Origin of the sequence: Lentzea sp. NPDC051208 (genome assembly GCF_040682435.1) — a bacterium.
Classification (GTDB): domain Bacteria; phylum Actinomycetota; class Actinomycetes; order Mycobacteriales; family Pseudonocardiaceae; genus Lentzea; species Lentzea kristufekii.
On the sequence record NZ_JBFBAW010000006.1, the window covers coordinates 34563 to 46674 of the forward strand.

The following is a 12112-nucleotide window of genomic DNA, read 5'->3' on the forward strand; positions in this document are numbered from 1 at the left end:
ATCACGGACTTCCGGGTGAAAGGCGCCGCACACGAAGGTGCCCCAGGCCGGGAGAGTTGGCCTGGGGCACCTGGGTGGGGCTGGATCAGACGTCGTAGCGGTCCGCGTTCATGATCTTGTTCCACGCGATGACGAAGTCCTGCACGAACTTCGTGCCGGCGTCGTCACTCGCGTAGACCTCGGCGACGGCGCGCAGCTCGGAGTTCGAGCCGAACACCAGGTCGTTGCGGGTGGCGGTCCAGCGGACGGCACCGGTGGCGCGGTCGCGGCCCTCGAAGTTCTCCTCGTCCTCGGTGACCGACTTCCACTCCGTCTCCATGTCGAGGAGGTTGACGAAGAAGTCGTTGGTCAGCGTCTCCGGCTTGGCCGTGAGCACGCCCGCCTGCGAACCGCCGTGGTTGGCACCCAGCACGCGCAGGCCGCCGATCAGCACGGTCATCTCCGGCGCCGAGACGCCGAGCAGGTTCGCCCTGTCGATCAGCAGGTACTCCGACGGCAGCGGGGTGGCCTTGCCGCCGTAGTTGCGGAAGCCGTCGACCTTCGGCTCCAGGACGGCGAACGACTCGGCGTCGGTCTGCTCCTGGGACGCGTCCACGCGGCCCGCGAGGAACGGCACCTCGATGTCGTGGCCTGCGGCCTTGGCGGCCTGCTCGATCGCCGCGGCACCGCCGAGGACGATCAGGTCGGCCAGCGAGACCTTCTTGCCGCCGGTCTGGGCGGCGTTGAACGCCTCCTGCACGCCTTCCAGCGTGCGCAGCACCTGGGCGAGCTGGTCGGGCTCGTTGACCTCCCAGCCGCGCTGCGGCTCGAGGCGGATGCGGGCACCGTTGGCGCCGCCGCGCTTGTCGCTCTGGCGGAACGACGAGGCCGAGGCCCACGCGGTCTTGACCAGCTGCGAGATCGAGAGGCCGGTCTCCAGGATCTTCGCCTTCAGCGACGCGACGTCATCGGCGGAGATCAGCTCGTAGTCGCGCACGGGCAGGCGGTCCTGCCAGATGAGCTCCTCCTGCGGCACCAGCGGGCCGAGGTAGCGCTGGATCGGGCCCATGTCGCGGTGGGTCAGCTTGAACCACGCCCGGGAGAAGGCCTCCGCGAACGCCTCGTGGTCCTCAGCGAACTTGCGCGAGATCGGCTCGTAGATCGGGTCGAAGCGCAGCGCGAGGTCCGTGGTCAGCATCATCGGCGTGCGGTTGAGCGTGCCGTCCTCGGGGTCCGGCACGGTGTTGGCGCCCGCGCCGTCCTTCGGCTTCCACTGGTGCGCGCCGGCGGGCGACTTGGTGAGCTCCCACTCGAACTGGAAGAGGTTCTTGAAGAACAGGTTCGTCCACTGGGTGGGCTTCTGCGTCCAGGTCACCTCCAGGCCGGAGGTGATGGCGTCGCGGCCCTTGCCGGTGCCGTGGGTGCTGATCCAGCCGAAGCCCTGCGCGTCCATCACGGAGCCTTCGGGCTCGGCACCGACCAGCGACGGGTCGCCGGCGCCGTGCGCCTTGCCGAAGGTGTGGCCGCCGGCGATGAGCGCGACGGTCTCCTCGTCGTTCATGCCCATGCGGCCGAACGTCTCGCGGATGTCGCGGGCGGAGGCCAGCGGGTCCGGGTTGCCGTTGGGGCCCTCGGGGTTGACGTAGATCAGACCCATCTGGACGGCCGCGAGCGGGGACTCGAGGTCGCGCTCACCGCTGTAGCGGGAGTCGCCGCCGAGCCACTCGGTCTCCGGGCCCCAGTAGACGTCCTCGTCCGGCTCCCACACGTCGTTGCGGCCACCGGCGAAGCCGAAGGTCTTGAGGCCCATGGTCTCCAGCGCGCGGTTGCCGGTGAAGATCATGAGGTCGGCCCAGGAGACCTTGCGGCCCCACTTCTTCTTGACCGGCCACAGCAGACGGCGGGCCTTGTCCAGGTTGCCGTTGTCCGGCCAGCTGTTGAGCGGAGCGAAGCGCTGCATGCCCGCGCCGGCCCCACCGCGGCCGTCGTGGGTGCGGTAGGTGCCCGCGCTGTGCCATGCCATGCGGATCATGAACGGGCCGTAGTGCCCGAAGTCCGCGGGCCACCAGTCCTTCGACTCGGTCAGCACGGCGTCGACGTCGCGCGCCAGCTCGTCGAGGTCGACGGTCAGGAACTCCTGGCCGTAGTCGAGCTCACCACGGAACGGGTCCGCCTGGACGGGGTGCTTGCGGAGGATCCGGAGGTTGAGCTGCTTGGGCCACCAGTCTCGGTTGCCGCCGCCCTCGCTGGGGTGGCTGCGCCGGCCGTGGGCGACCGGGCATCCGCCGGCCTCCTCCACGTTCAGCTCGCTCAGCTTGGCGTCAGTGCTGTCGGACACGGGAATCCTTCCGGGTGTTCAAGAACTTTTCGCGGCGGTCGTGCACTCGGGGCAGGAGCCCCAGTAGATGACCTCGGCCTCGTCGATGACGAAGCCGTGGTCGTCGGATGCGTCCAGGCAGGGCGCGTGGCCGACTGCGCAGTCGACGTCGGCGATGGCGCCGCAGGATCTGCAGACGACGTGGTGGTGGTTGTCCCCGACGCGCGCCTCGTACCGGGCGACCGAGCCCTGGGGCTCGATCTTGCGCAGCAGGCCGGCTCCGGTCAGCGCTCGGAGCACGTCGTACACGGCCTGATGGGAGACCGCGCCGAGGTTCTGACGCACGACGCCGATGATCGAGTCCGTGTCGGCGTGCGGGTGGGAGTGCACTGCGGACAGCACTGCTATCCGCGGGGCCGTCACCCGAAGCGACGCTCCACGCAGCAGGCGCTCGAAATCGGAAGCCGTGGGCACAGCCCCACCCTGCCGCCTTTTCTGGAATGAGTCAAGTTAACGAACGATGCAGTTCACCCGGAGCGGTCACCGCCGCACGGCGACCATGGCGTCGGCCAGCCGCCGGACGCCTTCGGCGAGCACGTGCTCGGGTGCGCCTCCGTAGGTCAAACGGAGAAAACTGCCCGGCGGTTCAGCGGCGAACCACGGCCGGCCCGGGAACACCACGACGTCCCGTGCGGCGGCGGCCGTTGTGAGCTCCAGGTCGTCGACGTCGTGGGGGAGTTGTGCCCACAGGTGCAGTCCGCCGGGGGACCTCGCGATCTCGAGCTCGGGCAGGTGCTCGCCGAGCGCGCGCCTCAGAGCGTCACGCCTGGACCTCAAGGACTGCTGGAGCGTGCGCAGGTGCCGGCGCCAGACGGGGGACGTCACGAAGTCGATCGCCGCCTCCTGCAACGGCCCCGCGACGTACAGGTCCTGCCGGGAACGGGTGTTCTTCAGCCGGATGCCCGCCGGGCCGCGGGCTCCGATCGCGGCGACGCGCAGGCCCGGCGCGGCGACCTTGGTGAGTGAGCGGACGTAGACGACGTGCCCGTCGGTGTCCTGCGAGGCCAGCGTCGGCGGCGCGGTGCCGTCGATGGTGAAGCCGCGCGCCCAGTCGTCCTCGACCAGGAACGCGCCCACACCGCGGACGATCCGCATGACCTCGGCGCGCCGCTCGTCGGACAGCACCGCGCCGTGCGGGTTCGCGTGCAGCGGCTGGCAGTAGAAGACCTTCGCGCCGGTGCGTTCGAAGGCGGCCTGGAGCAGGTCCGGCCGCACGCCGTCCTGGTCCGCCGGCACCGGGACGACCTTGAGCCCGGCGTCGCGTGCAGCGGCGATCGCGCCGAGGTAGGTGGGCGACTCGACCAGCACGGCGTCACCGCGCTCGCCGAGCCCGCGGAACACCGTCGCGAGTGCCTCCTGGGCGCCCGCGCACACCGTGATGTCGCCGGTCCTGAGCTCACCGCCGGCCTCCTTCGCGAACCACGCCCGAAGCTCCTCCTTGCCCTCGACCGGGACACGTCCCCACGAGGAGGGGCGGCGTGCGGCGCGGCTGAGCGCGGCACCGAGCGCGTCGGTCGGCTGCAGATCGGGGTCGAGGTAGCCGCTGGTCAACGGGATCGCCTCGGGTTTCGGCACCGCGACGAGGTTCGCCACCAGGTCCTCGCCGGGCCGGCCCTCGCCGAGCGCGACGGCCTGCCACGACAGGTCGTGGCTCGCCGCCGCCGTCCGCGGGGCGACGTAGCTGCCGCGGCCGGGGCGGACCTCGACCAGTCCTTCGGCGGCCACGCGCTGGATCGCCTGCTGGACCGTCGCGGGCGACGCCCGGTGCCGCGCCATCAGCTCGCGCACCGAGGGCATGCGTTCGCCGGCATGACCGGACCGTGCCGCTGCTCTCAGGTGCTCGATAACGCGGGCGGCTGCGTTATCCTCATCCATGAGAGCCAAGAGTAACGTTATCGTGCCAGCGGGGGTAACACTCGGCGCGCTCGGTGTCCTGGGTTTCAGCTTCTCCCTGCCCGCGACCCGCCTGGCAGTGGCCGGACTGGACCCGTGGTTCGTCGCGTTCGGCCGTGCCTTCGTCGCCGGACTCCTGGCGATCGCCTACCTCGCGTTATCGCGAGCGCCCCTCCCGTCGGTGACGCAGGTCCGCCGCCTGCTCATCGTCGCCCTCGGCATCGTGGTCGGCTTCCCGCTGCTCACGTCCCTGGCCCTCACCACGCAGACCTCGGCCCACGGCGCCGTCGTGATCGCCGTGCTGCCCATGTCCACGGCGATCTGGGCGGTCCTGCGCGCCTCCGAACGCCCGCCCCTCAAGTTCTGGCTCGCCAGCGGCGCCGGACTGCTCGCGGTGCTGGCGTTCGTGGCCACCGGCGGCGGCTTCTCCGGCTCGCTGAGCCTGGCCGACGGCTACCTGCTGGTCGCCGTGGTGCTGTGCGGCCTGGGCTACGCCGAGGGAGGCGCGCTCTCCCGCGAGCTGGGCGGCGCCAGGACCGTCTGCTGGGCGCTGGTCGTCTCGCTGCCGGTGACGATCCCGATCTCCTTGTACACAGCCGACTTCTCGGGCGCCGGCACCGTCGTGTGGCTCAGTTTCGCTTACGTGTCCGTCATTTCGATGTTCCTGGGCTTCTTCGCCTGGTACGCGGGCCTGGCCGCGGGCGGCGTGGCCAAGATCGGCCAGATCCAGCTGGCCCAGCCGGTGCTGACGCTCCTGTGGTCGGCGCTCGTCCTGGGGGAGTCGGTCGGCTGGCCGGCCCTCGCCACCGCGGCCGTCGTGCTCGTCTGCGTCGTGCTGACCCAACGCAGCCGCGTGCCCGGCAGCGGTACCCCGCTAGCCGCGCCCGAGTTCGCGCGCGGCTAGCGGCGGGGCAGCTTCTCGAGCTTCATGTTCGGCGCCTGTCCGCACGTGTACTGGCCGTTCTGCAGGATGAACGGGTCGCCGGCCCCCTTCGCGTCACCGGCGTCGAGGTAGACGCGTTTCAGCGTGGCGAGCTGGGTGGCCTGGTCGGCGGCGAGGAAGTCCCGGCAGGTGTGGGAGCCGGTGAGAGATGGCTGGCTCCCGTCACCGGGGACACCCGGATCGCCCGTGGTCAGGTTGTTGATCACCGTGCGTCCGGCCAGGAGCAGCCCCGCGACCGCCACCACGGTCACGAGGATGCCGCCGAAGCTGGTCTTCTTCCTGCTGTTGTCGGTGTTGTTGCTGCCGCTGACGTCGCCGCCGGCGATGACACCTCCGGTCGCGGTGATCGAGCCGCCGGCGGAGATCGTGTTGCCCTGGAACGCCGGCAGTTGCGCGGTGACGGACCGGCGGAAGGCCTGGTCGTCCTCCAGCAGCCGGGTGACCTCGCTGACCAGTGCCGGCGGGTCCGGGTCGCCGAGGTCGTACCTCGCGAAGAGGGCCTGCAGGGACTGCGCGCGGTGCACCTCGTCCCGCTGGTGCAGCTGCCCGAGTTCCAGGCGCTGCACCAGGTCGACGGCCGTCGTGGCGATCTTCCTCACAGGCCCGCCGCCAGGGCGAGGCAGTAGACGGCGTCGTCGGGCTCGTGCTTGAGCTCGATGCCGCCGAACTTGTTGTCGTTCGGGCAGGACTTCCCGTACTCGAGCACGGCCGTGATCTTGTACACCGGGTCCGTGACGGACTTCGCGTCGAAGCCCTTCGTGGTGGGGCAGTCGGCGGCGGTGATGTCGGTGCCGCCCAGCGACGCCCTGGTGCGCACGCATTCGCCGACCTTGTGCTTGCTGTCCAGCAGGCTGCAGCCGGACGCGGTCAGGGCGATGACGAAACCCAGCGCCAGCAGTCTTCTCATCGGTTGTCCTTCCTTCGGCGCCACCACGGGCCGTGGTGGTGCTCTGTCGTGGTCACGTCGCGCCCGGCGAGGACGCCGTTCTCGACCCGGATGTCGCCGCCCGCGCTGATGCGGGTGCCGATGTGGTGCGGTGCGGGTGATTCCGGTTCAGTTGATTCCTGCGCGGGTGAGGGGACGGCGCCTCCCGGCACGTGCAGCCAGGCGCGCACGCTCGTCTCCTTCACCCGCACCTCGACGGGGTGGAACACGCGGCCGGCCATTCCGGGGTAGTCGTGCCGCACGGTGCTCTCGTACAGCGAGTCCGACACCATCACGACGCAGCGCGCGGCCGACCCGGCCAGGGCCTCGCGCAGCACCCGCGAGTCGAGCAGCCGGAACGGCAGGATCACGTCCGAGCCGGCGAATCCCTTGACGTCCCGGTGGATCTCGCCACCGTGGGCGGCGATGCGCACCTGCATCCCGGTGCCGTCGGAGTTGGCCGGTGCGTCGGCGATGCGCCGCATGAGTTCGGTGAGGACGGGTCCCAGCACCGCGGTCTTCGGCACCGTCGCCGGTACGACGACGAGGATTCCGTCACCGCGGTCCTCGTGCACGCAGTCGTCCCAGCACACGCCGGCCGCGCCGAACGAGTCGATCACGAGCCGGTACAGCAACTCCCGCGTCGACAGCATGTCCGGGTTGCTCAGGCCGCTGAAGGACCGGACGTCGACCACGAGTACCAAGCCGGGCAAGGGATCCATGCCGGTCAGTGCAGCACCGCGCCCGGCGCGTTTCGCGCCTGCTGCGTCACGTGCGGCACAGCTGCCACGAACCGTTATGTCGCACGGAGAGCCGCCAGGTCGTGCACCACGACGACGCCGCGGCGATCGGTCGAGATGAGACGTTGTGCGCGCAGCGTGCGCAACGCCCGCACGACCGACTCCCTGGAGAGCCTCAGCTGTTCGGCGAGCGCCGACTGCGAACCGATCGGGATCCGCAGCCGTCCGTGCTCGTCGCCGCGGAACTCCTCCGCCAGCCGCACCAGCGAGTCGACGACGCGGGTGAACGCGTCGTTCGCCTGGCTGTCGAGCAGGTGGTCGGCCTCCCGCAGCCGCTCGGACACCACCGCGCACAACGTCAGCACCACGTGCGGGAACTTCGCGAAGAGGCCGTCCAGGTCCTGCTTGCTGAGCAGGATGGCCTTGACCTTCGTGTCCGCCACCACGGCGCCGGGCCGTGCTCCCGCGTCGATCACCGCCTGCTCACCGACGATGTCGCCGGCCCACCGCGTCGCGACGACCTTCCGCCCCTCACCGATGATTCTGACCCGCCCGCTGTAGACGATGGCGGCCCAGCGGTTCCGGTCGTCGGCGGAGATCAGCTCAGACCCCTTGGCGAAGCAGCGGATCTGCGCGTTCGCCGCGATCGCCGTTCTTTCGATCTCGGTGAGACGGCGCCAGAAACTGCCCCTGCGGTGTTCCTGGGTCACCGAGGCGACGACTTGGGTGTTTGTCATGTTCCGGTCCTGACCTTCCGGGGATGCGGCAACCCCGGTCATCGCTCGGATCATGCGAGATGTGACCGCATTGCTCCTGACGTATGAATGCGCGCGGATTTTCGTTGCGTTCCTGTTCCCCGGAGCGATGTGAATGCGGTTTTGCGCGCCGATGAAAAAGTGGACATGCGCGATCCCGCAGTGGACGTGGTCATAACGAAACGCGTTGTCGGTGCCGCACGTGACGCACAACGGCCGCCGGGTCCCCTTCTCCGGTGGTGGAGTGCGGGGACTGACCAGCGAAGGAGACGGACGTGCAGCCACAGTCCGGAATGCCGCCGCGCGACGAGCAGAACCGCTCGACGATCTCGGCGGGCGGTTCCATCAGCGCGAGCGACAACGGCATCATCGCGGGCCGCGACGTCACCGACAGCAGCAACACCGTCCACAACCGCAACAAGAAGTTCCACTTCGGCGGGATCCTGGTCGCCGCGGTCGCGATCGCCGCGCTGTTCCTCGTGGGACGGGCCGTGGTGGTCAACCTGACCGGCGCCGACGAACCCGCGGCCGGCGCCGACGTGTCGCAGACCGCGGTCGGCACCTGGACCGCCTCGGACGGCACCGGCACGAAGACGTTCGGCGGCAACGGCGCGCAGTGCGAGGGTTTCTACTACCACCAGGGCAAACCGCTCGACATCGGTGGCCCGATGAGCTGCTCGCTGTCCTCCGCACCGGACAGCGAGAACCGCTACTCGCTGATCGTGAAGCAGGGATCCAACCAGGCCACCTTCAAGATCTCCTTCGACAAGGCGGACCACGCGGTCGTCTACGGCTCTAACGGCGCGAAGCTCTACGAGCTGAACAGGTTCTGACGCCGGCGGTGCGCGCTCGCCTGGAATTGTCAGACCCTCCTGCCATGCTCGGACCATGCCGATCGAAGTCGCGAGCAAGCGTCGCAAGGTGAAGCGCCCGGACGCGGTGGTCATCGACGTGACCTCGCGCGGCCCCGAGCCGTGGGTGCGCTTCAGCCCGTTCTTCCCGCACGGCCAGATCCCGGTGCCGTTGTCGCCCGGCGTGACGAGTGAGTCCGTCGAGGGGCTCTGGCAGGCGCTGAAGGTGTTCGAGGGGGCCGACGTCGACCCGTCGAAGCTCGCGGTGACGTCGATGAAGGGCCTGAAGCGCACGGTCCGGCGCTTCGGCCCGGTCCGCGGGCACCGCGCGGGCCTCACGGGCGAGAGGTTGCTCGACTACCGCACGGCCCGGCAGGAGATCTACTTACCGGCCTACCGCTGGGTCCTGGAACACCGCCTGCGGGCCGAGGTCGAGCGCCTGCGCGAGTTGGCCGAGTCCGCCGACGTCGTGCTGCTCGACTACACGACCAACGGCGACGTCGAGGACCTGAGCACCCCGCTGTCCCACGCCGCACTGGTCGTCGACCACCTGGGGAGGCTCACCGCGCCCGCGTCCTGAAAGCCGGATTTATACTTTCCGCCTTCGGCTTTGGGGGTCGGCAGTGGCGACATCGAACAAGCAGCTCTTCAAGATCGTGGACGGGCTCGCCGAGGCGCGTCGGTCGTCCGGTCAGCAGTACGACACGTTCCGCGTGCGCGGCAAGGTGTTCGGCTACTACTGGCCGCGCACGCAGACGGTCGGGCTGAAGCAGACGCTGTCCGAGCAGCGGGCTCTCGTGGCCGAACGGCCCGAGGTGTTCGAGGAGCAGTTCACGTCCGGCGGTTTCGGCTGGGTCGTGGTGCACCTCGAAGGCGTCGAGGCCGACGAGATGCGGGAGCTGGTGTTCGAGGCCTGGCGGTTGTCCGCACCGGAGGAACTCATCGCCCAGGTGCCGGACCTCGCGCGATGAGCCGGGTCAAGTTCGAGCTGCCCGCGGACGACCTCGGCCGTGCGACGGCGTTCTACCGCGACGTCTTCGGGTGGTCGGCGCAGCGGCTGCCGTTCGACTACGTGCTCGTCGACACGGACGGGGAGCCGGTCGACGTGGCCGACGCGGACGGCGGGATCTCGCCCCGGACCGAGTTCGTGCAGGGGCCTGTGCTGATCATCGAGGTCCCGGCGATCGACATCGTGGCGCGCAAGGTCGTGGAGGCGGGCGGCACGGTGCTCAACGCCAAGGAACGCGTGGCCGACCACGGGTTCTCGCAGTACGTCAAGGACAGCGAGGGCACCGTGCTCTGCCTGTGGGAGTCGATCCAGGGCTGACGGTCGCTTGACCTCCACCGGGATCGAGGGTGCAGCATCTCGGCCATGAACGTGGTGGTCACAGGTGGCGGCAGGGGTTTCGGGCGCACGATCGCGCGGCGGTTCGCCGAGCAGGGCGCGACGCGCTGCGGTGCGATCTCACGGACCCGGTGTCGGTCCGGGAGTGCGCCGAGCGGACCGGCGAGCTGCTCGGCCACGTCGACGTGCTGGTCAACAACGCCGCGGGGTTCCTGGCGGAGTCCCAGGTGGACGACGCCGCGATCGTGCGCACGATCTTGTCCGGTACGGCCGGAACGGTGCTGATGACCGAGAGCTTCCTGCCCCTGCTGCGGCGTTCCGAACGTCCGGACGTCGTCACGCTCGTGTCGCTGGAAGCCGAGTCACGCAGCGATCCCGCGCACATCGCGCACGCCGCGTTCCACGCCGCCAAGGCCGGTCAGGGGCGGTACGCGGAGATCATGTCGCAACGACTGCGGCCCGAAGGCATTCGCATGATCGCGTTGTACCCGCCGGACTTCGACAACAGCGACGACGCGGCGCGCGACGGCGTGCTCACCGCGCGGTCCGTGGCCGATTGCGTGCTGTTCGCGGTGAATCAGCCACGCGACTGCTTCATCCGCTCGTTCCACTTCGAACCGATGCCGCGCTAGCGGAACAGGATGCGCGTGATCTCGGTATCGGTTGCGCGGCCCTCGTCGTAGGCGCCCTCGCCCTTGAGGTTGTTCATGATCGCGAGCGTGTACCGCTCGTCCTCGCCGACGAACCCGACCGAGTTCATCACCCAGCCGCCCTCCTCCTCCGACCAGCCGTTCTTGACGCCGGAGTCCGGGCCCCAGACGCCCCACTGCTGCACGGGCGCGACCTCACGCATCTGCCCGAGGATGTACGCGCGGTCCTCCGCCGGCACGGAGTCGAGGACGTAGTTCATCAGGCGGTCGAGGTCGTTGGCCGTGCACTTCTCGAAGCCCCAGTAGGGGAACGCGGTCGAATAACCCCTTTGTGGCGCCAAATCGGTCATTCCGTACTTGCCGAACGCCGCGTTGAACGTCGCGCCGCTGTAGCGCTTCCACAGCGTGTCGGCGGCGTCGTCGTCAGACGTGTGCAGCATCGCGCTCATCAGCCGGCGGTCCTCGGTGCTGAGCCTGATCTTGCCGGCGCGGTGGCGTTCCAGGAGGTTCACGACCATCGCGAGCTTGATCGTCGACGCGGTCCACGTCATGTCGCCGGAGTGGTCGTTGCGCCAGATCGCGCCGGACTCGCGGTCGCGCAGCACGAAGCCCGTGGTTCCCGGCCTGGTCTCGGCGTAGTCCTGCGCCGCCTTGATCCGCTTCTGGAAGTCGCACTCGAACCCGCTGTCGGGCAGCGGGCAGACCCCGGGCGTCGCGACGAGAGGTGCTGCCGCGGGGGTGTGCGACTGGAGCTGCGTGCGCGCGGCGGCGGGAGGTTCCGCCGTCACTGCGTGGCCGCACGCCGTGAGGGCGAGCGCGCACGCAACAAGGATCGGACGGAGCATGCGCCGCACGCTAACGGGTCCGGTAAGACGTGGTCGACCGCCATACGGCCGCGTTGATCACGAAAAGGTTAAGTCAAAGATGTTTGACACGGTGTCCAGTTCGCTTTACCTTGGTGATGTCAGGTTTCTTTGACATCAGGAGCGGGACCATGGCGTTCGAGGAGAAGCGGGCGTGGGCCATGGCGGTCATCGCCTTGGCCGGGTACGCCGTCTACGTCGTGCTCGTCCTGAACGGGGCGGCGGGCCGTCCGCTGGTCGAGGCGCCGTACGTGGGCGCGCTGGTGTGGACGATCGCGTTCGGGATCGTCGCCGGCATCGCGTCCGGGATCTGGTTCGGCATCGCCGCCCGCAACGACGGGCTGCAGGCCGACGAGCGGGACCGGGAGATCGGCCGGATCGGTGACCACATCGGCCAGTCGTTCGTCGTCATCGGTGGCATGTCCGCGATGGCGCTGGCGATCGTCGAGGCACCGTACTTCTGGATCGCCAACGTGCTCTACCTGTGCTTCGTGCTGTCCGCGGTGCTCGGGTCCGCGGCGAAGATCGCGCTCTACCGGCGGGGAATGCTGTGAAGCCGACCAAAGTCACGAACTCCATCCGTGCGTTGCGGTTCGCGCACGGCGAGATGAAGCAGGCCGACCTCGCCGCGGCCATCGGCGTGACGCGGCAGACGTTGATCGCCATCGAGCAGGGCAAGTACTCGCCCTCGCTGGAGGTGGCGTTCAAGATCGCGCGCGTGTTCGGGGTGTCGCTCGAAGAGGTGTTCCAGTACCCGGAGGAGGAAGAGCTGTGAAGGCTGTCGTACAACG

Annotated in this window: 16 protein-coding genes; 8 read left to right on the top strand and 8 right to left on the bottom strand. The window is 69.4% G+C overall.

From position 1 onward, the window contains the following. Positions 1–85: 85 nt before the first annotated feature. From katG to AB0M48_RS15545, 3 genes are all read right to left on the bottom strand, one after another. Positions 86–2317: a catalase/peroxidase HPI gene (katG, locus tag AB0M48_RS15535; protein WP_363841476.1), complete on the bottom strand. Its 2232-nt coding sequence runs from the start codon at positions 2315–2317 to the stop codon at positions 86–88. Between the two features lie 18 nt (positions 2318–2335). Then, the gene (locus AB0M48_RS15540; protein WP_090068208.1) at positions 2336–2770 is read right to left on the bottom strand and encodes a Fur family transcriptional regulator; all 435 of its coding nucleotides are present in this window, start codon (positions 2768–2770) and stop codon (positions 2336–2338) included. A gap of 66 nt (positions 2771–2836) precedes the next feature. Continuing rightward, positions 2837–4231 carry a PLP-dependent aminotransferase family protein gene (locus AB0M48_RS15545; RefSeq protein ID WP_363841480.1) on the bottom strand — a complete coding sequence of 465 codons (1395 nt, stop codon included), beginning with the start codon at positions 4229–4231 and terminating at the stop codon, positions 2837–2839. Between the two features lie 22 nt (positions 4232–4253). Between AB0M48_RS15545 and AB0M48_RS15550 the strand changes: the two genes are divergently transcribed. Continuing rightward, the gene (locus tag AB0M48_RS15550; protein WP_363841483.1) at positions 4254–5153 is read left to right on the top strand and encodes a DMT family transporter; all 900 of its coding nucleotides are present in this window, start codon (positions 4254–4256) and stop codon (positions 5151–5153) included. On the opposite strand, the gene AB0M48_RS15555 is transcribed toward AB0M48_RS15550, so the two are convergent. The 4 genes from AB0M48_RS15555 to AB0M48_RS15570 form a co-directional block, all read right to left on the bottom strand. After that, the gene (locus tag AB0M48_RS15555) at positions 5150–5791 is read right to left on the bottom strand and encodes a hypothetical protein (RefSeq protein ID WP_363841486.1); all 642 of its coding nucleotides are present in this window, start codon (positions 5789–5791) and stop codon (positions 5150–5152) included. The genes AB0M48_RS15550 and AB0M48_RS15555 overlap by 4 nt on opposite strands. Then, a complete protein-coding gene (locus AB0M48_RS15560) occupies positions 5788–6099 on the bottom strand; it encodes a hypothetical protein (protein ID WP_363841489.1) in 312 nt (103 codons plus the stop codon). The genes AB0M48_RS15555 and AB0M48_RS15560 overlap by 4 nt, the downstream gene beginning before the upstream one ends. After that, the gene (locus tag AB0M48_RS15565; RefSeq protein WP_363841492.1) at positions 6096–6839 is read right to left on the bottom strand and encodes a hypothetical protein; all 744 of its coding nucleotides are present in this window, start codon (positions 6837–6839) and stop codon (positions 6096–6098) included. Before AB0M48_RS15565 ends, AB0M48_RS15560 begins: the two co-directional genes overlap by 4 nt. Before the next feature lie 74 nt (positions 6840–6913). Next, entirely contained in the window at positions 6914–7594 is a 681-nt protein-coding gene (locus AB0M48_RS15570) for a Crp/Fnr family transcriptional regulator (protein ID WP_363841495.1), read from the bottom strand. Positions 7595–7887: 293 nt separating this feature from the next. Here AB0M48_RS15570 and AB0M48_RS15575 point away from each other — a divergent pair, with 293 nt between their 5' ends. From AB0M48_RS15575 to AB0M48_RS15595, 5 genes are read left to right on the top strand one after another with little or no spacing between them, the layout of a single operon-like run. Continuing rightward, complete coding sequence (locus AB0M48_RS15575; protein ID WP_363841498.1) at positions 7888–8445, top strand: hypothetical protein; 558 nt, start codon at positions 7888–7890, stop codon at positions 8443–8445. 55 nt (positions 8446–8500) lie between these two features. Further along, complete coding sequence (locus AB0M48_RS15580; protein ID WP_363841501.1) at positions 8501–9043, top strand: hypothetical protein; 543 nt, start codon at positions 8501–8503, stop codon at positions 9041–9043. A gap of 43 nt (positions 9044–9086) precedes the next feature. Further along, complete coding sequence (locus AB0M48_RS15585; RefSeq protein ID WP_363841504.1) at positions 9087–9434, top strand: MmcQ/YjbR family DNA-binding protein; 348 nt, start codon at positions 9087–9089, stop codon at positions 9432–9434. Further along, positions 9431–9790, top strand: a complete 360-nt coding sequence (locus tag AB0M48_RS15590) for a VOC family protein (protein ID WP_363841507.1) — start codon at positions 9431–9433, stop codon at positions 9788–9790. Before AB0M48_RS15585 ends, AB0M48_RS15590 begins: the two co-directional genes overlap by 4 nt. A 29-nt stretch (positions 9791–9819) precedes the next feature. Next, positions 9820–10440: an SDR family oxidoreductase gene (locus AB0M48_RS15595; protein ID WP_363841510.1), complete on the top strand. Its 621-nt coding sequence runs from the start codon at positions 9820–9822 to the stop codon at positions 10438–10440. On the opposite strand, the gene AB0M48_RS15600 is transcribed toward AB0M48_RS15595, so the two are convergent. Beyond that, positions 10437–11303, bottom strand: coding sequence for a tat pathway signal sequence (locus AB0M48_RS15600; protein ID WP_363841513.1), 867 nt, complete (start codon positions 11301–11303; stop codon positions 10437–10439). The genes AB0M48_RS15595 and AB0M48_RS15600 overlap by 4 nt on opposite strands. Positions 11304–11452: 149 nt before the next feature. Between AB0M48_RS15600 and AB0M48_RS15605 the strand changes: the two genes are divergently transcribed. Both AB0M48_RS15605 and AB0M48_RS15610 read left to right on the top strand, forming a co-directional pair. Then, on the top strand, positions 11453–11875 hold the full coding sequence (locus tag AB0M48_RS15605; RefSeq protein WP_363841516.1) for a hypothetical protein: 423 nt from the start codon (positions 11453–11455) through the stop codon (positions 11873–11875). Further along, on the top strand, positions 11872–12096 hold the full coding sequence (locus tag AB0M48_RS15610) for a helix-turn-helix transcriptional regulator (RefSeq protein WP_363841518.1): 225 nt from the start codon (positions 11872–11874) through the stop codon (positions 12094–12096). Before AB0M48_RS15605 ends, AB0M48_RS15610 begins: the two co-directional genes overlap by 4 nt. Positions 12097–12112 lie beyond the last annotated feature (16 nt).